We start from the raw sequence: 21,121 nt of genomic DNA on the forward strand, positions 1-21,121 counted from the left end.
TTTGCGATGATCGTTCGGACTTGATACACAGTCGAAACATGCGGCCGGTGCGACCGGTCAGCAAAGGAAAGGCGTCCGAATGCGGATCTTGATTGTCGAAGACGAACCCACCCTCGGCCCGCAGCTGAAGGCGACGCTTGAATCGACTGGCTATGCGGTCGATCTGGCGACCGACGGCGAGGATGGCCATTTCCTTGGCTCGACCGAAAATTACGATGCCGCGATCCTCGACCTCGGGCTGCCCGAGATTGACGGGCTGACCGTGCTCGACCGTTGGCGCCGCGAGAAGCGCAATTTCCCGGTGCTGGTGCTCACCGCGCGCGACAGCTGGTCGGACAAGGTTGCGGGGCTTGATGCCGGCGCCGACGATTATCTCGCCAAGCCGTTCCAGACCGAAGAGCTGATCGCCCGCCTGCGCGCGCTGATCCGCCGCGCCGCGGGCAATGCGTCGAGCGAGTTGACCGCGGGTCAGGTGCGCCTCGACACACGTTCGGGCCGCGTCACGCTCGCCGGTGAAGCGGTGAAACTGACCGCGCAGGAATATAAGCTGCTTTCGTACCTTCTCCACCACAAGGGCAAGGTCGTGTCGCGCACCGAATTGATCGAACATATTTATGATCAGGACTTCGACCGCGATTCGAACACGATCGAAGTGTTCGTGACGCGCATCCGCAAAAAATTGGGCGCCGACATTATCACCACGATCCGCGGTCTGGGCTACCAGCTCGACGATCCGCAGGGCTGAACCGTTCGGCCATGGCCGATATGGACCCCAGTGCGACAGGCGTGACAGCCCGCGAACCGGTGGACAAGCCGGTCGCGCTGACCAGCCGGATCACCGGATCGCTCGCGCGGCGCATGATCGCGATTGCGGCGCTGTGGATTTCGGTGCTGCTGATTGGCGGCGGCTTTGCGCTCGACCGCGTGCTGACCGGCGCGATCACCCGCAATTTCGATTCCAGCCTCGAATATGTGCTGATCGCGATGATCCGTTCGTCCGAAATCGGCCCGGATGGCGAGGTGCGGCTGGTCGAACCGCTTGGCGACCAGCGGTTTCTTGAACCGTACAGCGGCCTGTACTGGCAGATCAGCGGCGGAACGCAGGAGCCCTATCGTTCGCGCTCGCTGTGGGAACGGTCGCTGAAGGCGCCGACCCCGCATATCGACGACGAAATCCATATCTATGACAGCAACCAGTTCCCCGACGAAGAGCTGCGCGTGCTCGAACGCAATGTCATCTTGCCGGGCAGCAAGGTCAGCTGGCGGTACCAGATCGCCCAATCGCGCGAGGCACTGGACACACAGGTCGGTGCGGTGCGCGCGACGCTGATCCCCAGCCTGGCGTTGCTCGGCCTCGGCCTCCTGATCCTCGCCGCGCTCCAGACCTTCTATGGCCTCTGGCCGCTGCGTCATATCCGGCGCGCGATCGCGGCGATGCGCGGCGGGCAGAATCGGCGGGTCGACGCGCCGCTGCCGCTGGAAGTGCAGCCTATGGTCGATGAGCTCAACGCGCTGCTCGCGCATAACGAAAAGCAGGCCGAGGAAGCGCGGCTGCACGCCGGGAATCTCGCCCATGCCCTCAAAACCCCGCTCACCGTGCTGCTCAACAGCGCTACCAGCCAGACATCGCTGCTTGCGGAAACGGTACGGCGCGAGGCGGCGACGATGCAGCGGCAGGTCGAGCATCATCTGGCGCGCGCGCGCGCCGTCGGACGCCGCGGCGCGGCGCAGGCGCGCGCGAATGTCCGCGAAAGCGTCGACAGTGTGACTCGCGCGGTGGCGCTGCTTTATCCCAAGGTGCGGCTCGACGCGGCGGGCGACAAGCAGTTGGTCGCGCGGGTCGAGCGCCAGGATCTCGACGAACTGGTCGGCAATCTGCTCGAAAACGCTGCCAAATATGGCGGCGGCAGCGTCTTTGTGACGATCCAGCGCGACGGCGCAATGGCCGAGATACTCGTCGAGGACGACGGGGCCGGGATATCCCCCGCCGATCGCACCCGCATCTTTGATCGCGGGGTCCGGCTCGACAGCGGTAAGCCGGGGACCGGGTTGGGTCTGGCGATCGTTCGCGATGTCGCCGAAATTTACGGGGGCAGCATCGCGCTCGAAGAGAGCGAGGATCTGGGCGGGCTGTTGGTGCGGCTGCGGCTGCCCGCGGGCTAGAGTGCCTGAAAACTCGGGCCGTTTCGGGCACTCCCCATCGGTTCACCGCACAATCCGCCCATATTGTCCACGCAACTGAATGTCCCGTCTTGCGGGGCGCCGACACTTGCCAGAAGGGGCGACGGGAACTCGCGGGGGCGGCTCATTGAAGGAGTAGGGTCATGCTTACCGTTTCCAAAAGACCAAAAACATTTTTGTTGCTCGCCATGCTGGCCGGCACCGCGCCCGTCAGCCTTGCGGCACAGTCGCAGGAGCCGCCGCAGGAGCCGCCGCAGGAGGCTCCCGCCGACGGCGACGTCATGGCGACCGTCTATGGCACGCTGCCGACACCCGATCAGATGACCAAGGGGCCGCAGGTCGAAGGCATCATCTCGGCGCGCAGCGACGGCCGGATGCGGGTTCGCACCGCCGATGGTACTGACACTATCATCGCGATTGCCGATTATACCAAGATCAAGTCCAAGGGCGGCTTCCTGGGCCTGAACAGCAACAAGCTGGCGGCGGATTCGCTGCTTAATGGCCTGCCGGTCACCGTCGATACCCTGCAATGGGACGGCGGCCTGGTGGCTAGCGAAGTCGATCTCAAGAGCAAGGATCTGCGGACCGCATCGATGATCCGCACCGGCACTGACCAGCGCTTTGCCGAACAGACCGCGGCGACCGAAGCCTTGCGCAGCCGCGTTGGTGATATCGATCAATATAACGTCAAAAGCACGATCAACGTGAACTTCGACACGGGCAAGGCGGTGTTGTCATCGCAAGCGAAAGCCGACCTTTGCGCCGCGGCTACCCAGGCCGAAGCGATGGACAACGCCCTGCTACTGGTCGTCGGCTACACCGATTCCACGGGTACTGAGGAAATCAATCAGGAACTGAGCGAAAAGCGCGCAGGCCGCGTCGTCAACCACCTCCAGCAGGCCTGCCGCTGGAAACCCTATCGCATGCTGACCCCGACCGGCATGGCCGAAGCCGATCCGGCGGCGGACAATAGCACCCCCGAAGGCAAGGCGATGAATCGCCGCGTCGCGGTGAATGTGCTGGTCAGCAAGGGTCTCGACGGCATGTAATTAAACGCGCCGGGAGCGGGTCGAACCCGTTCCCGGTTGCGCATTGACAGGCTCAGGCGGCGGTGACCACCAGCCCGCGCTGCACCGCGGGCCGCGCCAGCCCGGCGTCGAGCCAGCGCTGGACATGCGCGAAACGGTCAAAGCCGACTATCTCGGCGGCTTCGTAAAAGCCGATCAGATTGCGCACCCAGCCGAGCAACGAAATATCGGCGATGCTGTAGTCATCGCCCATCACCCACGACCGATCGGCGAGCCGCGCGTCGAGGACGCCGAGCAATCGCGCCGATTCCGCCGCATAACGATCGCGCGGACGCTTGTCGGCGTATTCGCGCCCGGCGAATTTGTGGAAGAAACCGAGCTGGCCAAACATCGGTCCGACGCCGCCCATCTGCCACATCACCCACTGGATCGTCTCATAGCGTCGGGCCGGATCAGCCGCGAGCAACTGGCCGCTATTATCGGCGAGATAGATCAGGATCGCCCCCGACTCCCACAGCGCGAGCGGCGTGCCGCCGGGACCATAGGGGTCATAAATCGCCGGGATCTTGCCGTTGGGATTGAGCGCGAGAAACGCCGGGTCGTGGCTTTCGTTCGCCATGATGTCGATCCGGTGCGCCTCATAGGGCAGCCCGGTTTCCTCGAGCATGATCGCCGCTTTGACGCCGTTCGGGGTCGGGGCGGAAAAAAGTTGGAGCCGATCGGGGTGTTGCGCGGGCCAGCGGGCGAAAATGGGGTGCGCCGCGCTCACGCGCCCGCCTCGCGCACCTGCTGGTGATGGCGGATCACTTCTTCGATGATGAAGCGCAGGAACTTTTCGCTGAATTCGGGGTCGAGATCGGCATCGCGCGCCAGCGAACGCAGCCGCTCGATCTGCCGTTCCTCGCGGCCGGGATCTGCGGGAGGCAGGCCTTCGCGCGCCTTGAGTTCGCCCACCGCCTTGGTCACCTTGAACCGTTCAGCGAGCATATAGACGAGCGCCGCGTCGATATTGTCGATGCTCTGGCGAAAGCGGCTCAGTTGGTCGTCCATGGGTGCGCGGCTCCTGTTGCGTGCGGCACGCTTGGCACCGGGCAGGGGGCTCATGCAAGCCGAAAGTCGTTGCAAAATGGCGGCCGCACGGCCAAGGCTCGCCGCATCATGACTGCCGAAATCCACCAGCTCCACGGCGACCGGCCCCCCTCGCTCGACCCGATGATGGCGCTCGTCGCCGCCGACATGAACGAGGTGAATTCGGTCATTCTCGACCGCATGCAATCCGAAGTGCCGCTGATCCCCGAACTCGCCGGTCACCTGATTGCGGGCGGCGGAAAACGGATGCGGCCGATGCTGACGCTCGCGTGCGGCAAGCTGCTCGACTATCCGGGTCGTCGCCATTGCAAACTCGCCGCGGCGGTTGAATTCATCCACACCGCGACCCTGCTTCATGACGATGTCGTCGACAAATCGGACCTGCGCCGCGGGCGCAAGACCGCGAACCTGATCTGGGGCAACAGCGCGTCGGTGCTGGTCGGCGATTTCCTGTTCAGCCGCGCGTTCGAGGTGATGGTCGAGGACGGGTCGCTCAAAGTGCTCAAGATCCTGTCGCGCGCGTCGGCGGTGATTGCCGAGGGCGAGGTCAACCAGCTGTCGGCGCAGCGCCGCATTGAGACGAGCGAAGACCAGTATCTGGCGATCATCAACGCCAAGACCGCCGAGCTGTTCGCCGCGGCGTGCAAGATCGCCGCAGTCGTGGCCGAACGCGACGAGGCGACCGAAGCCGCGCTCGACGCCTATGGCCGCAATTTAGGGATAGCCTTCCAGCTCGTCGACGATGCGATCGACTATGTCTCGGACGCCGAAACCATGGGCAAGGGGGTCGGCGACGACTTCCGCGATGGCAAGGTCACGCTGCCCGTCATTCTCGCTTATGCGCGCGGCAGCACCGAGGAGCGCGACTTCTGGAAGCTCGCGATCACCGGTCACCGGACCGCGGACGAAGACCTGCTGCACGCCACCCGCCTGCTCCACAAGCATGGCACGATCGAAGACACGCTGGCGCGCGCGCGGCATTATGGCCAGCGCGCGGTTGACGCGATCGGCGGCTTTCGCGCCAGCCAGGCCAAAGCGGCGCTGACCGAAGCGGTCGCCTTCGCCATCGCGCGGGCTTATTAGTATCGGAATCAATCCTCCCCTTCAGGGGAGGGCAGCGAGACTTGCCAGCTTGCTGGCTTAGTCGCAGCGGGTGGGGTCCATCGGCCTACCCCACCCCAACCCCTCCCCTGAAGGGGAGGGGTTATTTGGGAGGAACGGATTTGTCGATGATGGGTCCGGTTGCGGAAACACCCGACGCCTATATCGCCGCTTTATCCGGCTGGCAGTTGGAGCGTTGCCGGATGATGCGGGCCGCCATCATGGCTGCCGCGCCCTTCGAAGAAACGATCAAATGGACCAACCTCGTCTTTATGACGAACGGCCCGTCCATGCTGATCCGCGCCGAGGAGCAGCGCGTGCTGCTCGGCTTCTGGCGGGGCAAGCGGCTGCGCGACGTTGAACCGCGGATCAAGGCGAGCGGCAAATATGAACTCGGCAATCTGGTGTTGACCGAAGTAACCGAAGTCACCGCGGAACAGGTCGCCCGCCTGGCGGCCGAGGCGTATCGGCTCAACATCGAACTTGGCAACCCGGCGGCGCGCACCTGATGCAGCCGCTGCCGATCGATCAGGTATTGCCCGACATCATGGCAGCACTGGTGCTCAAACCCAATGCCGTCGTTGTGGCACCGCCGGGGGCGGGCAAGACGACGCGCGTGGCGCCCGCATTGCTGGCCCAGCCGTGGTGCAGCGGCGACGTCTGGCTGCTCTCGCCCCGCCGCCTGGCGGCGCGCGCCGCGGCGGAGCGGATTGCCGACGAGATGGGCGAGCCGGTCGGCGGTAGGGTCGGCTATGCGACGCGGCTCGACAGCAAGCAGTCGGCAGCGACGCGGCTGCTGGTGATGACGCCCGGGCTGTTCCGCAACCGCATCCTTGCCGATCCCGAACTCACCGGCGTGTCGGCGGTGCTGTTTGACGAGGTCCACGAACGCAGCCTCGACGGCGACTTCGCGCTGGCTTTAGCGATCGATGCGCAGCAGGGTTTGCGCGACGATCTGCGGCTCATCGCCATGTCCGCGACGCTCGACGGCGCGCGGTTCGGGGCGCTGCTTGGCAATGCGCCGGTCTTGTGCAGCGAGGGCAAGATATTCCCGCTTGACCTGCGCAATATCGGCCGCCGCGCCGAGGATCGGCTGGAGGCTAGCGTGCTGGGCGCGGTGCGGCAGGCGATGTCCGATGAGGCCGACGGTGATATGCTGTGTTTCTTGCCGGGCGCCGCCGACATCGAGCGTGCCGCGGTGGCGGTCGAGGCGGCCGGGTTGCCGCTCGTCGTCCACCGCCTGCACGGCCAGATCGACCCGGCATTGCAGCGCAAGGCGCTCGTCCGCGATCCCGATGGCGGGCGCAAACTGATCCTCGCGACGAGCATCGCCGAAACCAGCTTGACCATCGACGGCGTGCGGATCGTCATCGATGCCGGACTGTCGCGGCGGCCGCGCTTCGACAAGGCGGCGGGGATTGCCCGGCTCGTCACCGAACGCGCCAGCCAGGCGTCGGCAACGCAGCGCGCCGGGCGCGCGGCGCGACAGGGGCCGGGGGTTGCCTATCGCTTGTGGGAAGCCGCCGCGACCGCGGGGATGCCGCCTTTCGATCCGCCCGAAATCCACGAGAATGACTTGATGCCCGTGGTGCTCGACTGCGCGAGTTGGGGGATTATCGATCCGCGCCAATTGGGCTGGCTCGATCCGCCGTCGCCAGCCGCGATTGCAGATGCCAAAACGCGCTTGCAAGCGATCGGTGCACTTGGCGAGGATGGGCGCATCACCGCGCACGGCAAGGCACTCGCCGCGATCCCGTTGCCGGTGCCGCTTGCACACATGCTGCTCGACGCGGCGCGCGCGGGGGAAGGGGAGATGGCCGGGCGGCTCGCGGTGCTGCTCACCGAAGCGGGGCTCGGTGGGCGCGGCGTCGATGTCGACGCGCGGCTCGGGCGCTGGCGCGGGCAGCGCGGCGAACGCAGCGAAGGCGCGGTCCGGCTGGCACGGCGGCTCGCGAGCATCGGCGACAAGCTGGCGGCAGGGACCGATGATGTGGCACCGCGCTCGATCGGCGGCTGGATCGCCACGGCGTGGCCCGACCGCGTCGCGCGCCAGCGGGCGGGGCAGCGCGGCGAATATCTCAGCGTCGGCGGCCGCGCCTACCGCATCGACCCGGTCGAACCGCTTGGCGGTAGCGAATGGCTCGCGATCGCTGACGCGCAGGGCCATGCTGCCGGGGTCCGCATCCTCGCCGCGGCGCCAATCGAGCAGGCCGAGGTCGAGGCGATCTTCGCCGACCGCATCGTCGCGCACGCCGCGAGCAGTTATGACGCCGTCAGCGACCGCGTCGATCACCGCCGCGAACGGCGGCTCGGCGCGATCGCGCTGACCAGCGGGCAAGCCGGGCGCAGCGACAATGTCGAGGAGGACATCGCGCTGCGGCTGGCGGCGGTGCGCAACAAGGGGCTGGGGCTGATCGGCTGGGGTCCGGCGGCGCAGGCGCTGCGCCAACGCGCAACCTTTGCGGGCATCGATACGCTGTCCACCGGGGCGCTCGCCGACAGCCTCGACATCTGGATGCCGCCGCTGCTCGCGGGATGCCGCGGGCTGCGCGACATCGGCGATCGCAAGCTGACCGACGCGCTGATGGGGCTGCTCGACTGGTCGGCGCGGCAGTTGCTCGAAAAACATGCCCCCGCCGGTTATCTCACTCCGGTCGGCAGCCGCCATCCGATCGATTATGGCGCCGACGGCGGTCCGACGGTCAGCGTCAGGGTACAGGAGTTGTTCGGGCTGGCGCGCCATCCGGTGATCGGTGATCCGCCGGTGCCGCTAGTGCTCGCGCTGACCTCACCCGCGCACCGCCCGATCCAGACGACGCGCGACCTCGTCAGCTTTTGGGGTGGCAGCTGGCACGATGTGGCGCGGGAGATGCGTGGTCGTTACCCCAAGCATAGCTGGCCCGATGACCCCGCCAATGCGCGCCCGACCTTGATGACCAAGGCTGCGCAGGCGCGGCGCGACGGGGCATAACGTTGGCCCTTTTCGCGGCGCCGCCAACCCGCTAAGGCGACGGAAACCAACCGAAGCAGGATTGTCCCGATGAAAGCGCGCATTTTCCAGAAACCCAAAAATGCGATGCAGTCGGGGCGCGCCGGTACGCAGCGCTGGATGCTGGAATTCGCTCCGGCTGAAGCGCGCAAGCCCGATCCGCTGATGGGCTGGGCGGGCAGCGGCGATACGCAGCGGCAGATCCGGCTCGGCTTTGCGAGTCAGGCCGAAGCGGTGGCTTATGCGGAGCGCAACGGGATCGATGTCGAGGTGATTGCACCGCCGGTACGGACGCTGAAGATTCAGGCATACGCGGACAATTTCCGGTAAAGGACTATCCGTCTCCCCCGCGACGGCGGGGGTCGCTAGAGATGTAGCGCAAAGCCGACTGCGGTCCCCGCCTTCGCGGGGGCGACGAAATTATTCGCTGTCCGGCTGCAACAGCTTGTGCAGATGCACCACCACATATTTCATTTCGGCATCGTCGACCGTCCGCTGCGCCGCGGCGCGCCAAGCCTTTTCCGCCGACTTATAGTCGGGGAACAGCCCGACGACGTCGAGGTTGTGGAGGTCGACAAAGTCGGTGCGCTGCGGATCGCTGACGCGTCCACCGAACACGAGATGCAATTTGCTCATGGCTGCTGTCCTTGCGGGTCGGGGAGAAGGCGCGGCCCCTAACAGCGCGGCGCCGCTACGGCAAGCCGGTCAATCGTCCTTGCGGCCCTTGGGTAGCAACGACCCGAGCAGCGCGCCAATCGCAACCGCCCCGGCGACCAGCGCCATCGGCTGCTTTTCGGCCGCTTCCTTCAGCTTGCTGTTCGCGCGCTTGGCCTGGACCTTACCCTTTTCATACACTTCGCCCGCGGCCTCGCGCGCGACGCCTGCCTGTTCGCTGGCTTTGTGGGCGAAATCTTCGGTCACGGCGCGGGCGCGGCCATAGCCGTCCTGAATCCGCGCCTTCGCCGCCTCGGCGGTCAGCCGCGCATTCTCGGCGGTTTTCTCGGCAAGTTCACTCGCTTTGGCGCGCGCGTCGCTGGCGGTTTCACTGAACGGCTTCATCGTCATTCTCCACTGGTTCGCTTGTTTCGCCGTCGTCGGCATATATTTCGTCGGCCGCATCGTCGGCGGGGTGCAGGCGATCGGTGATCGCGTTCGCCATATCCTGAATCTTGCGCGTTAGTCGCGGCGCATGTTCCTTGATCGGTTCGCGCAGCAGCCACGCCACCCCGGCCACAGCGGCGAGCGCGATTGGCAGGCGATTATTGCGAAACTCGCGGCGCACAGCATGCGCCGCGTCATCAACTTTGGCATTGAGCCGGTATTTGCCGCGATCGACGAGCGCGCCGGGCTTCAGCGCTGCCTTGGCGACGTCGAGCCGCCGGTGCAACTCGGCGCGCTGGAGCATCGAACGGCGCGCCGCGGCGATCAGGCGGTTACGCGTCCGCGCCATCGTCAATCCCCTCATTGGTCAGGTCGCGCCGCAGTGCGGTGCGAATATCGCCATAATGGCTGTGCGCGCGCCACCCGGCGATCGCTGCAATCATCAGCAGCGCCGATACGACAACCAGGGTCGCCAGCAGCGGCCCAAGCTGCGGCGAGAGCGCCAATATCGCGCCGAACGCCAGCGCCAGTAACGCGACACCCGCTGCGGTCGCCGCCACGCCGCCCCAGATCGCCGCGCGGCTGGCACCGTGCAGTGCCAGCTCACCGCGCGCTTCGATCAGCGCGAACTCGGCCCGTGCGGTCGCCGAAAGATTGTCGACGACATCGCCGACAATCTGTTCGAGCGGCACCGGCGGCGGCGCGACCGGCGGCCCGTCGGGCGCGTAGCCGTGACTTATGCCGTCAAAGCTGCGCTCGTCGGAAATGGGCGGGAGCGTCGGATCTGCGGATGGCAAAACCTTGTCAATCGTTCGAGCCGCCCTTGAGCATGCGGGCGAGCACAAAGCCGATCACCGTTGCGGCGCCGACCGCGATCGCCGGGTTCTTCTTGACCATATCCTTGGTCGAAGCGGCGAGCTCGTCGAGGTCCTTCTTGTCGAGCGTCGAGGCAAGGCCGGCGACGGTCGCGGCAGCCGAGCGGGCGTAATCGCCATATTGCTTGCCGAATTTGGTATCGACGGTGCCGGCGCTGTCTTCCAGCATCTTGGCGAGGTTACCGACCGCGTCGGCGGCCTTGCCCTTGCCCTTGGTCGCGGCGTCGCGCGCCTTGGCCGATGCCTGATTGGCGAGCGTCGTCGCTTCACCCTTCAGCGAGGCGGCCTTTTTCGTCGCTTCCGACTTGATGGTGTCGCGCGTCGCAACCAGCTGGTCGCGGATCGGATGATCCTTGGCGGCTTTCACCGTCGCGGGCTTGCGCGCGGGCGCAGCCTTGGTGGCGCCAGCCTTTCCGGGTGCCTTGGGGCGCGGGGCGGCGGATTTGGTCGTCGCGGGAGTAGCGGGCTTGGCCATGGCGTTGTCCTCTTCTTCTTGTGTCGGGCGCCGCATTGGCGAACATCCCTTTGGTCCTGCCTGAATATATAGCAAGAGCGGCCCATTGGTTCCATAGGCCAGCAAAATTCCTATCCATTATTGCGATTCCCGCGTCGCGCCGATAACAGGCGGGCGCCTTACCAAACCGGCCGATCGCTGGCCGCCAGCAGGACACCAATCATGACCGCCATCATCGACATCCACGGCCGCGAAATCCTCGACAGCCGCGGCAACCCCACCGTCGAAGTCGATGTGCTGCTCGAAGACGGCAGCTTTGGCCGCGCCGCGGTGCCCTCGGGTGCCTCGACCGGCGCCCACGAAGCCGTCGAACTGCGCGATGGCGACAAGAGCCGCTATCTGGGCAAGGGCGTGATCAAGGCGGTCGCCGCGGTCAACGGCGACATCGCCGACGCGTTGATCGGCCTCGACGCCGAGGACCAGCGCGAACTCGACATGGCGATGATCGACCTCGACGGCACGGCGAACAAGAGCCGCCTCGGCGCCAACGCGATCCTCGGCGTCAGCCTCGCCGCCGCCAAGGCCGCGGCCGACGCTCGCGGCCTGCCGCTCTATCGTTATGTCGGCGGCGTGTCGGCGCGCACGCTTCCCGTTCCGATGATGAACATCATCAACGGCGGGGAACATGCCGACAATCCGATCGACGTGCAGGAATTCATGATCATGCCCGTCGGCGCTGGCCGCATCGCCGAAGCGGTGCGCTGGGGCAGCGAGATTTTTCACACGCTGAAGAAAGGCCTGTCGTCCAAAGGCCTCGCCACCGCGGTCGGCGACGAGGGCGGCTTCGCCCCGAACCTCGCCTCGACGCGCGCCGCGCTCGACTTCATCGCCGCCTCGGTCGACCAGGCGGGCTTCAAGCTCGGCACCGACGTCGTGCTTGCGCTCGATTGCGCCGCGACCGAATTCTTCAAGAACGGCAAATATGAAATCAGCGGCGAAGGCCTGTCCTTGAGCCCCGAGCAGATGGCCGAATATCTTGCCGCGCTCGTCAACGACTATCCGATCAAGTCGATCGAAGACGGCATGAGCGAAGATGATTTTGTGGGCTGGAAGGCGCTCACCGATCTCGTCGGCGACAAGTGCCAGCTCGTCGGCGACGATCTGTTCGTCACCAACCCGCTGCGCCTGGAACAGGGGATCAAGGACGGCCTCGCCAACTCGCTGTTGGTCAAGGTCAACCAGATCGGCACGCTGTCTGAAACGCTCGACGCGGTCGATATGGCGCACCGCGCGCGTTACACGGCGGTGATGTCGCACCGTTCGGGCGAAACCGAGGATTCAACGATCGCCGACCTCGCGGTCGCGACCAACTGCGGCCAGATCAAGACCGGTAGCCTCGCGCGATCGGACCGGCTCGCGAAATACAACCAGCTGATCCGCATCGAGGAAGAGCTGGGCGACATGGCGCGCTATCCGGGGGCGGCGATTTTCGGTTGAGCGCAAAGCTGCGGAAAACTGTGACCTGATGCCTTGACGCCATGAATCAACTCTGATTCAAGGGCCGGAATGACGCAGCGCCATAAACTCCGCAAATCGATGAACCGGGCCGTTGGCCCCGCGGTCGCGGTGATCGCGGTGTTGGCGATGATCGGTTACATCATTCTGGGACCGACCGGGCTTTATGCCTGGGGCGATTATAGCCAGTCGGTCGAAAAGAAGCGCGTGGTGCTTTCCGAACTGGCGAAGAAAGAGAGCGAGCTTGAGAACCGCGTCAACTTGCTCGACCGGCGGCGCGTCGATCCCGATCTGGCCGAGGAATATGTGCGCGAAAAGCTGGGCGCCTATCACCCCGATGAGGTGATCATTCCGATGGAACCTGCGGCGAAACGCTGACTCACTCAAAGTCCTCTCCTTCAGGGGAGGGCAGCGAGACTTGCCAGCTTGCTGGCTTAGTCGCAGCGGGTGGGGTCCAGCGGCCTTGCACGACGCCGACATGCCCCACCCCAACCCCTCCCCTGAAGGGGAGGGGCTTAGATATGCTGCATACGTAAGTTTGCATTGCTGCCGCCCCCAAGCGGGCGTTGCCAAACCCACTTTGCGGCTCCTATAGGGAGCCTTGCCGTAACGGCTAACTGCAAAGGAACCCGCCTTGGCCAAAGCACCCGCGCGCGCACCTGCCGCGCCAAAAAAGACTGCGTCCACGCCCGCCGCCGCGACCAACCGCGAACAACCGCGCGATCCCGTCTCCTACGACGCGACGCCCGAGGAGCTGGAGCAATTCTACCGCGAAATGCTGCTGATCCGCCGTTTCGAGGAAAAGGCGGGACAGCTGTATGGGCTCGGGCTGATCGGTGGTTTCTGTCATCTGTATATCGGCCAGGAAGCCGTCGCGGTGGGTTTGCAGTCGGCGCTGGACGGCGACAAGGACAGCGTCATCACCGGTTACCGCGACCATGGTCACATGCTCGCCTACGGGATCGACCCCAAAGTCATCATGGCTGAACTAACCGGCCGCGCCGCGGGGATCTCGCGCGGCAAGGGCGGCTCGATGCACATGTTCAGTGTCGAGCATAAATTTTATGGCGGCCACGGCATCGTCGGCGCACAGGTGTCGCTCGGCACGGGCCTCGCCTTTGCGCACAAATATCGCGACGATGGTGGGGTCGCGATGTCCTATTTCGGCGACGGCGCGTCGAACCAGGGGCAGGTGTACGAGAGCTTCAACATGGCCGAGCTGTGGAAGCTGCCGATCATATTTGTTATCGAGAACAACCAATATGCGATGGGCACGTCGGTCAACCGCTCGTCGGCCGAGGACCAGCTCTATCGCCGCGGCGAAAGCTTCCGCATTCCCGGCATGCAGGTCGACGGCATGGACGTGCTCGCGGTGCGCGGCGCCGCCGAAGCCGCACTTGAATGGGTGCGTGCGGGCAAGGGGCCGGTGCTGATGGAGCTCAAAACCTATCGCTACCGCGGCCATTCGATGTCCGACCCGGCCAAATATCGCAGCCGCGAGGAAGTGCAGGCGGTGCGCGACAAGTCGGACGCGCTGGAACATCTGAAAAAGGTGATGCTCGACGCGGGCATCACCGAAGAGAAGTTCAAGGATATCGACAAGGAAATCCGGGCGATCGTAGCGGAATCGGCCGACTTCGCCGAGAGCGCCCCCGAACCCGACCTTCCCGACCTTTATACCGACGTGCTGGTGGAGCAATATTGAGATGGCCATCGAATTGAAGATGCCGGCGCTGTCGCCGACGATGGAAGAAGGCACGCTCGCCAAATGGCTCGTCAAGGAAGGCGATACGGTCAAATCGGGCGACATCCTCGCCGAGATCGAAACCGACAAAGCGACGATGGAATTTGAAGCGATCGACGAAGGCACGATCGGCCAGATCCTGATCGCCGAGGGCACCGACAATGTGAAGGTCGGTACCGTGATCGCGACGATTACGAGCGAGGGGGAAGAAGCTGCGGCCCCGACACCCGCGCCTGCGCCCGCTGCCGAAGCGCCGAAGGCCGATACACCCAAAGAGGACGCGCCCAAGAAAGCCGAAAGCGGCACCGAACAACTCGCCGTCAAGGCGAAGGCCGCGGTCGCTGACCCCGCCATCCCCGAAGGCACCGCGATGGTCCGCCTGACCGTCCGCGAAGCTTTGCGCGACGCGATGGCCGAGGAAATGCGCGCCGACGACCGGGTGTTTGTGATGGGCGAGGAAGTCGCCGAATATCAGGGCGCATACAAGGTCACCCAGGGCCTGCTCGACGAATTCGGCGCGCGCCGCGTCATCGACACCCCGATCACCGAATATGGCTTTGCCGGGCTGGGCGCGGGTGCGGCGATGGGCGGGCTGAAGCCGGTCATCGAATTCATGACCTTCAACTTCGCGATGCAGGCGATCGACCACATCATCAACTCGGCGGCGAAGACCAACTATATGTCGGGCGGCCAGATGCGCTGCCCGATCGTGTTCCGCGGCCCGAACGGCGCCGCATCGCGCGTCGGCGCGCAGCACAGCCAGAATTTCGCGCCTTGGTATGCCAGCGTTCCCGGCCTGATCGTGATCGCGCCCTATGACGCCGCCGATGCCAAGGGGTTGCTGAAGGCGGCGATCCGGACCGAAGACCCGGTCGTCTTTCTCGAAAACGAACTGCTCTATGGTCGCAGCTTCGACGTTCCAGATCTTCCCGGCCACGTCCTGCCGATCGGTCAGGCGCGGATCATGCGTCCGGGCAAAGACGTTACCGTCGTCAGCTATTCGATCGGCGTCGGGCTCGCGCTCGAGGCCGCCGAGCAACTGGCGGGTGAGGGCATTGACGCCGAGGTCATCGACCTGCGCACCTTGCGCCCGCTGGATACGGCGACGGTGCTCGCGAGCCTCAACAAGACCAACCATCTCGTCGTCGTCGAGGAAGGCTGGCCGACCTGTTCGATCGCCAGCGAACTGGCGATGGTCGCGATGGAGCAGGGCTTCGACGATCTCGACGCGCCGGTGATGCGCGTGTGCAACGAAGACGTGCCGTTGCCCTATGCCGCCAATCTGGAGAAGGCGGCGCTGATCGATGTGCCGCGTGTCGTTGCGGCGGTGAAGGCGGTCCGCAATCTCTAAAGCGTCGCCCCCGCGTAGGCGGGGGCCGTCGTCGGCCTTTCGCTTCGATGCCGAGTAAACCGCCAGCGGCCGCGGCAGGAGGCGCGGGACTCGCGACGCCCTCCGCGGGGGCGACGGATGAGTTCGCGGCTTGCCCCGACATCTGCGATCCGCGCGTGATGGTCGCGGTACCGCGCGAACGGCGCGCTGCGATCGCGACGCTGTGGGCGTTCGCCAAGCGGCTGACCAAGCTACTCTCCGATGCGCGCGAACCGTTGATCGGGCAGATCAAGCTCGCTTGGTGGCGCGACATGGTGGAGATGCTCGCCCGCGATCCGGGCGCGTTGCCCAAGGGCGAACCCTTGCTCGCCGAACTAACCGCGACATGGGCGGGGCAGGGCGGGCTCGATACGCTCGTCGACGCGGCGGAGGCGATGCTGTTGGTCGAGGACGCGACCGACCGCCGCACCGCCGCCGCAGATTTCGGCGCGCGTCTTTTTGCGCTGTCGGGCGGCGATGCCGACGGCGGTCGGAGGTGGGGTCTGCTGTGGGGCGCCAGCGTTCAGACGGGAGCGGAGGAAGCACGCGAGTTGCTCGCCGCCGCGCACAATTGTGCGCCGCCGCCGCGCAACAATTTCGCAGTAAACCGCGCGCTGCTGATGCTCGACCGCTGGGCGGGCGCCATCGCCCGGAACGACGGCGAACGGCGCTGGCGTAGCGAGGGATTGCTGCTGATGCGGCTCGGTCTGATCGGCCGCTGACGATAAAAATACGCCGGGGGTGGAAATGCGCCGCCCGAACATCTATCTTGTCCGGTACAAAATAGGGTCGCAGGGGACAGCATATGTTCAACGGGCTGATCGCCTATCTCGATTCGATCAAGGCGCGCGACCCCGCGCCGCGGTCGCGTTGGGAAATTCTCCTCTACCCCGGCCTTGTCGCCGTGGGCATGCACCGCATCGCGCACTGGCTGTTCGAGGCGCGGATGTTCTTTCTCGCGCGCTTCGTCAATCATCTGGCGCGCTGGATGACTGCGATCGACATTCATCCGGGCGCCAAAATCGGGCGCCACCTGTTCATCGACCATGGCTTTACCGTCATCGGCGAAACCGCCGAGATCGGCGACAATGTCACCATCTATCAGTGCGTCACGCTGGGCGGCACCGATCCCGCCAACGGTATCGCGGGTAAGCGTCACCCGACGCTGGCCGACGATGTCATCGTCGGATCGGGCGCGCAGATCCTCGGTCCGATCACGGTCAATCCGCGCGCGCGCATCGGTGCCAATGCCGTGGTGACCAAGGACGTGCCCGAGGGTGCGGTGATGGTCGGGATTCCGGCGCGCTCGACCTTGGTCGACGCCGCCGAATATGCGCGCGAGTTCGTGCCTTATGGGACGTGCAACGAGACGTTCGACCCCGCGACGCAAAAGGTTGAGCTGCTCCAGTGCCAGCTCGAGCAGATGCAGAAACAGCTCGCCCAGCTGATCGCCGAACGCGATGCCGCGGGTGAAGAAGAAGCGCCGCGGCGCAAAGGGAGCCGGAAAAGCGCCTGATGGGTACGGTGACGCCCTTGCCGTTCGCGAACAGGGCCATATCGCAGCAGACCGGTTTCGAACGCCCCGAATTGATGCGCATCCTCGACCTCTACGGCCGCATGGTTGCAGCGGGGCATTGGCGCGATTATGCGATGGATTTCCACCGCGACGCCGCGATCTTCTCGGCTTTCCGCCGCGCCGCCGAGCGCCCCGAATATCGCATCGAAAAACGCCCCGCCTTGCGGAGCAGGCAAGGCATGTGGGCCTTGGTCTCCGAAGCCGGGGCGATTTTGAAGCGCGGGGACGAGCTCGCGAACGTGCTCGCCCCCGTCGAACGCAAGCTTATGAAGCTGGTTGGGGACTGACCAGCCGCGTCGTCGCGGGCAGCTGGTTCGCCAGATTGTCAGGCAGGAAACCCACCACGACCGCGCGGGCATTCTGCCAGAAGGCCGAGAGCAGCAGCAACGCCGAACCGATCACGAATGCGGTCAGCGCCACATTGAGCTCGACCGCGCCGAATTCGCGGAACAACTGGGTCAGCGCAAACAGCACATAGGCGAGGGCGGATACCAGCAAGGCGCGGCGGTCGATCGCCAGAGCGATCAGCCCGAACAGCACATAGATGCCGACGACCATCACCGCGGCGCCGCTGCCGATATCATTGCCCTCGGTCACGCCGAGCAGGTGAAAAATCGGATGCGCGATCATCGGCGCGGCGAGCAGGTGGAGCCAGAAGGCGACATCGCTGCGCCGCGTCTGGCGCACCCGATCACTGCGGTCCCACCACATCGCGAGCGCGAACACGCCGATGCCGGCGGTCAGCACCAGCGACATCACCAGCGCGTCGGGGCGCTCGGGCATACCGGTGATCGACAGCACCAGCGCGACGGCGGTTGCGGCGAGCGCGGCGGTGCCAGCGGCGACGGTGATTGGCACCATGAAGCGGCGCCAATGCGCCCAGGTCGCTGCCGCGGTGATCAGCGCCATCGCACCGATCAGGATCGCACCGACGGTCTCACCTGGGTCGTTGCCAAAGATCGCCTCGCCATGTTCGACGAGGAAGCCGACCATCGTGGCAAACACCCCGCCCGAAAAGGCGAGGACGAGCACGATGCTGGGTAGCGCCATGCGGCGTTTGCGGGTGAAATATTCGGCGAGGAACCACGCCGACAGGGCGACGAACGCGCCGCCCAGCGCAGTGTGGATCGACTGGCCGATCCACGCGACCGCGACGAGCAGGATGATCGCCGCGATGCTGACGAAAATATCGTTGAAACCGGTGATCAGGCGGAAGGATTCTTCATCCGCCGCGGGGGCCGAACGCGCCGACGCGATATGTGACCGGAATGCCATCGCGGCCTCCGGCGTCAAAACCTTCGCATCGACCGCAGCTTGCAGGTCGCTTTCACTATACATCGGGGTCGTCCTTGTTAGACCGATCCCCTTGCCCCGCCGATGTTATGGCATAGGCGTGTTGCTGTGTCAATACAGTGTAGCGCCCACCAAATCCTCCCTGTCGCGCAGCGATGGGGAGGGGAACCGCCGCCGCAGGAAGCGGTGGAGGGGCATCGACGGTAGCGCCAAAGCCCCTCCGTCAGCGGCTCCGCCGCTGCTACCTCCCCATCGCTACGCGACAGGGAGGATCAACCGAACCTCACCCCAGCGCCATCAACGCCTTCATGACATTCATCGACTGTTCGCTGCCCGACTGCGGCACGATCTCGCCCGTGCGGTCAATGATCTTCTCCCACGCCGCGGCGACGCCTTCGGGGGTGCGGTCATCCTCGGCCAGTGCAACACCCGGGGTCATGGTGACGTAAGCGGCGTGATACGCACCCGCGCCTGCACCGATGATCATGTTCGTCGGCGCATCCTCGCTGACCAGATACAGCGCCGCGGGGACGACATTTTCGGGGGTGAATTTCTCGAACAATTCGGCGGGGAAAATATCCTCGGTCATCCGCGTCCCCGCGACTGGCGCGATCGTGTTGCAGCGGATATTGTACTTCGCGCCCTCGAGGTGGAGCGTCTTGGTCAGCCCGGCGAGGCCCAGCTTCGCCGCGCCATAATTGGCTTGGCCGAAATTGCCGTAGAGGCCGGTCGACGATGCGGTCATCAGGATGCGGCCATAGGCCTGCTCGCGCATCATGTCCCAGCACGCCTTGGTGACATTGGCGCTGCCGCTGACATGCACCTTCAGCACCAGGTCGAAATCTTCGGGTTCCATCTTGGCAAAGCTTTTGTCGCGCAGGATACCGGCGTTGTTGATCAGGACGTGGACGCCGCCCCAGGCTTCCTTCGCCTTGGCGACCATTTCGACCATCTGGTCATATTCGGTGACGCTGCCGCCGTTCGACATGGCGGTGCCGCCTAACGCCTTGATTTCCTCGACCACCTGCAGCGCCGCGTCCGAATGGCCCGTGCCGTCGCGCGATCCGCCCAGATCGTTGACCACGACCTTGGCCCCGCGCCGCGCGAGTTCGAGCGCATAGGCGCGGCCGAGGCCGCCGCCGGCGCCGGTAACGATAGCAACGCGCCCGTCAAATTTGATCGTCATGATGGTCTCCCGGATGGGGCCGCCCCAAGGAAGGTTGCCCGAAAAAACTGAGACGTCCTTAGCCGTTCACGCTTGGCAGGCAAGAGGGGAGCGAAAAGCGACCGATGAAACAAAAATGTCATGATAATGACGTGCTTCTGTCATTTACCCGTCATAACAGCGCCACCAGATTGTCACCTTTCGCAACGGAGCAAATCCCCCATGCGTCACGCCCTGACCGCCGCCCTGCTGGCGACGTCGATGTTTTGCCTGCCCACCGCCGCGCGTGCGCAGGCCATGACGGCACAGGAAGCGGTGCAGCTGCGCGCCGAGCTGGCGGCGCTGAAGGCACAAGTGCAGACGCTCGAAACCCGGCTCGACGCCGCCACCGCACAGCCGACGCCTGCTCCGGCGCCGACGCCCGCGCCGCCGTCGGTCACCGCAAAGCCCGCGACCGAGATCAGCTGGAAGGGCGCCCCCGAAATCAAGACTGCCGACGGCTGGAGCTTCAAGCCGCGCGGTCGCGTGCAGGTTGACCTAGCAGGCATCGACACGCCTGTGGGCGTGACGGGTGTCCGCGGCGGCACCGCCACCGAATTTCGCCGCGTTTACCTGGGCGTCGACGGGAAAATTCCCGGCGGCTTTGCCTATCGCGTCGAAGCCGACATTGCGAACGGCGAGGTCGAGCTGACCGACGTCTATATGAGCTATGGTACCGGCCCGCTGACGGTGACCGCGGGGCAGGTCAAGCCGTTCAATGGACTCGACGACATGACGAGCGACCTGTTCACCAGCTTCATGGAACGCGCCGCGTTCGTGCAGGCGTTCGGGTTCGAACGCCGCGTCGGGTTGTCGGCGCAATATAAGGGCAAGGCGCTGCTGCTGCAGGGCGGGGTGTTCGGCGACAATGCCGCCGACCTGACCGACAGCAACCACAGCCTGAGCATCGACGGCCGCGCCGTGTTCATGCCTAAGCTTGGCGATACGCAGCTTCATCTGGCGGCGTCGGGCCATTGGCGCGACCCCAATGATCCCGCCGCAACGGTCCGCTACCGCGCGCGACCGTTTGTCCACACCACCGACGTGCGGCTGGTCGATACCGGCCTGCTCGACGTCGCGAGCGAGCGCGGGCTAGGGCTGGAGGGCGCCGTGATCGCAGGACCGTTCCACGCCGCAGGCGAAGCCTATTGGCAGACGCTGAAGCGCAGCGGCGCCGCCGACCCGACCTTCTTCGGCGGCTATGCCGAGGTTGGCATGGTGCTGACGCCCGGCGATGCGCGCGGGTATAAGGATGGCGCGTTCGACCGTTTGAAACCGTCGAAACCGATCACCGCGGGCGGCATCGGCGCGATCGAAGTCAACGCGCGCTACGACCATCTCGATCTAAACGACGGTGCGATTATCGGCGGTCGGCAACAGGCGGCACTGATCGGGCTGGTGTGGGCGCCGATCGATTATATTCGCATCACCGCGAATTACGGCAAGCTGTGGATCGACGACGCGCGTGTCGCTACGGCGACGGGGGATCGGGATTATTCGGCGGATACGTTTGGGCTGCGGACGCAGATTGATTTCTGATCGAAAGGCCGGTTTGGGGTGGAGAGCGGACATTGCCTCCTATCGTCGCCCCCGCGAAGGCGG

General features: G+C 65.2%; 24 protein-coding genes. 15 read left to right on the forward strand and 9 right to left on the reverse strand.

Annotation, left to right across the window (positions count from 1 at the left end):
- Window positions 1–79: 79 nt before the first annotated feature.
- From CDQ92_RS11745 to CDQ92_RS11755, 3 genes are all read left to right on the forward strand, one after another.
- The gene (locus CDQ92_RS11745) at window positions 80–745 is read left to right on the forward strand and encodes a response regulator transcription factor (RefSeq protein ID WP_088441616.1); all 666 of its coding nucleotides are present in this window, start codon (window positions 80–82) and stop codon (window positions 743–745) included.
- Window positions 746–858: 113 nt separating this feature from the next.
- Complete coding sequence (locus tag CDQ92_RS11750; RefSeq protein ID WP_088442212.1) at window positions 859–2,163, forward strand: sensor histidine kinase; 1,305 nt, start codon at window positions 859–861, stop codon at window positions 2,161–2,163.
- 161 nt (window positions 2,164–2,324) lie between these two features.
- A complete protein-coding gene (locus tag CDQ92_RS11755; RefSeq protein WP_088441617.1) occupies window positions 2,325–3,230 on the forward strand; it encodes an OmpA family protein in 906 nt (301 codons plus the stop codon).
- A gap of 52 nt (window positions 3,231–3,282) precedes the next feature.
- Here the strand turns inward: CDQ92_RS11755 and CDQ92_RS11760 are convergent, their stop codons facing one another.
- Together CDQ92_RS11760 and CDQ92_RS11765 are read right to left on the reverse strand one after the other, a co-directional pair.
- Complete coding sequence (locus tag CDQ92_RS11760) at window positions 3,283–3,978, reverse strand: glutathione S-transferase N-terminal domain-containing protein (RefSeq protein ID WP_088441618.1); 696 nt, start codon at window positions 3,976–3,978, stop codon at window positions 3,283–3,285.
- Window positions 3,975–4,259 carry a chorismate mutase gene (locus CDQ92_RS11765; RefSeq protein ID WP_088441619.1) on the reverse strand — a complete coding sequence of 95 codons (285 nt, stop codon included), beginning with the start codon at window positions 4,257–4,259 and terminating at the stop codon, window positions 3,975–3,977. The genes CDQ92_RS11760 and CDQ92_RS11765 overlap by 4 nt, the downstream gene beginning before the upstream one ends.
- Before the next feature lie 108 nt (window positions 4,260–4,367).
- On the opposite strand from CDQ92_RS11765, the gene CDQ92_RS11770 reads away from it, so the two are divergent.
- From CDQ92_RS11770 to CDQ92_RS11785, 4 genes are all read left to right on the forward strand, one after another.
- Entirely contained in the window at window positions 4,368–5,381 is a 1,014-nt protein-coding gene (locus tag CDQ92_RS11770; RefSeq protein ID WP_088442213.1) for a polyprenyl synthetase family protein, read from the forward strand.
- A 146-nt stretch (window positions 5,382–5,527) separates the two neighbouring features.
- On the forward strand, window positions 5,528–5,908 hold the full coding sequence (locus tag CDQ92_RS11775) for a DUF1801 domain-containing protein (RefSeq protein ID WP_229667615.1): 381 nt from the start codon (window positions 5,528–5,530) through the stop codon (window positions 5,906–5,908).
- Window positions 5,908–8,370, forward strand: a complete 2,463-nt coding sequence (gene hrpB, locus CDQ92_RS11780; protein ID WP_088441620.1) for an ATP-dependent helicase HrpB — start codon at window positions 5,908–5,910, stop codon at window positions 8,368–8,370. The genes CDQ92_RS11775 and hrpB overlap by 1 nt, the downstream gene beginning before the upstream one ends.
- A 69-nt stretch (window positions 8,371–8,439) precedes the next feature.
- Window positions 8,440–8,718, forward strand: a complete 279-nt coding sequence (locus CDQ92_RS11785; RefSeq protein ID WP_088441621.1) for an ETC complex I subunit — start codon at window positions 8,440–8,442, stop codon at window positions 8,716–8,718.
- 90 nt (window positions 8,719–8,808) lie between these two features.
- On the opposite strand, the gene CDQ92_RS11790 is transcribed toward CDQ92_RS11785, so the two are convergent.
- The 5 genes from CDQ92_RS11790 to CDQ92_RS11810 form a co-directional block, all read right to left on the reverse strand.
- The gene (locus tag CDQ92_RS11790) at window positions 8,809–9,024 is read right to left on the reverse strand and encodes a DUF4170 domain-containing protein (RefSeq protein ID WP_088441622.1); all 216 of its coding nucleotides are present in this window, start codon (window positions 9,022–9,024) and stop codon (window positions 8,809–8,811) included.
- A gap of 69 nt (window positions 9,025–9,093) precedes the next feature.
- A complete protein-coding gene (locus CDQ92_RS11795) occupies window positions 9,094–9,447 on the reverse strand; it encodes a hypothetical protein (RefSeq protein ID WP_088441623.1) in 354 nt (117 codons plus the stop codon).
- The gene (locus tag CDQ92_RS11800; protein WP_229667614.1) at window positions 9,431–9,838 is read right to left on the reverse strand and encodes a hypothetical protein; all 408 of its coding nucleotides are present in this window, start codon (window positions 9,836–9,838) and stop codon (window positions 9,431–9,433) included. Before CDQ92_RS11800 ends, CDQ92_RS11795 begins: the two co-directional genes overlap by 17 nt.
- On the reverse strand, window positions 9,822–10,286 hold the full coding sequence (locus CDQ92_RS11805; protein WP_169714562.1) for a phage holin family protein: 465 nt from the start codon (window positions 10,284–10,286) through the stop codon (window positions 9,822–9,824). Before CDQ92_RS11805 ends, CDQ92_RS11800 begins: the two co-directional genes overlap by 17 nt.
- Before the next feature lie 7 nt (window positions 10,287–10,293).
- Window positions 10,294–10,839, reverse strand: coding sequence for a hypothetical protein (locus CDQ92_RS11810; protein ID WP_088441624.1), 546 nt, complete (start codon window positions 10,837–10,839; stop codon window positions 10,294–10,296).
- A gap of 201 nt (window positions 10,840–11,040) precedes the next feature.
- On the opposite strand from CDQ92_RS11810, the gene eno reads away from it, so the two are divergent.
- The 7 genes from eno (at window position 11,041) to CDQ92_RS11845 (ending at window position 17,309) form a co-directional block, all read left to right on the forward strand.
- Window positions 11,041–12,315, forward strand: coding sequence for a phosphopyruvate hydratase (gene eno, locus CDQ92_RS11815; protein WP_088441625.1), 1,275 nt, complete (start codon window positions 11,041–11,043; stop codon window positions 12,313–12,315).
- Between the two features lie 69 nt (window positions 12,316–12,384).
- Window positions 12,385–12,711: an FtsB family cell division protein gene (locus tag CDQ92_RS11820; protein ID WP_088441626.1), complete on the forward strand. Its 327-nt coding sequence runs from the start codon at window positions 12,385–12,387 to the stop codon at window positions 12,709–12,711.
- Between the two features lie 256 nt (window positions 12,712–12,967).
- A complete protein-coding gene (gene pdhA, locus CDQ92_RS11825; protein WP_088441627.1) occupies window positions 12,968–14,038 on the forward strand; it encodes a pyruvate dehydrogenase (acetyl-transferring) E1 component subunit alpha in 1,071 nt (356 codons plus the stop codon).
- A gap of 1 nt (window position 14,039) precedes the next feature.
- Window positions 14,040–15,428: a pyruvate dehydrogenase complex E1 component subunit beta gene (locus CDQ92_RS11830; protein ID WP_088441628.1), complete on the forward strand. Its 1,389-nt coding sequence runs from the start codon at window positions 14,040–14,042 to the stop codon at window positions 15,426–15,428.
- Between the two features lie 47 nt (window positions 15,429–15,475).
- On the forward strand, window positions 15,476–16,168 hold the full coding sequence (locus CDQ92_RS11835) for a hypothetical protein (protein ID WP_088441629.1): 693 nt from the start codon (window positions 15,476–15,478) through the stop codon (window positions 16,166–16,168).
- A gap of 83 nt (window positions 16,169–16,251) precedes the next feature.
- Window positions 16,252–16,962, forward strand: a complete 711-nt coding sequence (epsC, locus tag CDQ92_RS11840) for a serine O-acetyltransferase EpsC (RefSeq protein WP_088441630.1) — start codon at window positions 16,252–16,254, stop codon at window positions 16,960–16,962.
- The gene (locus CDQ92_RS11845; RefSeq protein WP_088441631.1) at window positions 16,962–17,309 is read left to right on the forward strand and encodes a DUF2794 domain-containing protein; all 348 of its coding nucleotides are present in this window, start codon (window positions 16,962–16,964) and stop codon (window positions 17,307–17,309) included. Before epsC ends, CDQ92_RS11845 begins: the two co-directional genes overlap by 1 nt.
- Here CDQ92_RS11845 and CDQ92_RS11850 read toward each other — a convergent pair.
- Both CDQ92_RS11850 and CDQ92_RS11855 read right to left on the reverse strand, forming a co-directional pair.
- Complete coding sequence (locus tag CDQ92_RS11850) at window positions 17,287–18,360, reverse strand: hypothetical protein (RefSeq protein WP_088441632.1); 1,074 nt, start codon at window positions 18,358–18,360, stop codon at window positions 17,287–17,289. The two genes, CDQ92_RS11845 and CDQ92_RS11850, sit on opposite strands and share 23 nt — an antisense overlap.
- A 238-nt stretch (window positions 18,361–18,598) precedes the next feature.
- Complete coding sequence (locus tag CDQ92_RS11855) at window positions 18,599–19,501, reverse strand: SDR family oxidoreductase (RefSeq protein ID WP_088441633.1); 903 nt, start codon at window positions 19,499–19,501, stop codon at window positions 18,599–18,601.
- A 201-nt stretch (window positions 19,502–19,702) separates the two neighbouring features.
- On the opposite strand from CDQ92_RS11855, the gene CDQ92_RS11860 reads away from it, so the two are divergent.
- Entirely contained in the window at window positions 19,703–21,058 is a 1,356-nt protein-coding gene (locus CDQ92_RS11860) for an OprO/OprP family phosphate-selective porin (RefSeq protein ID WP_088441634.1), read from the forward strand.
- The last annotated feature ends 63 nt before the right edge of the window (window positions 21,059–21,121 follow it).

Origin of the sequence: Sphingopyxis bauzanensis (genome assembly GCF_002205675.1) — a bacterium.
GTDB classification, from domain to species: Bacteria; Pseudomonadota; Alphaproteobacteria; order Sphingomonadales; family Sphingomonadaceae; genus Sphingopyxis; species Sphingopyxis bauzanensis.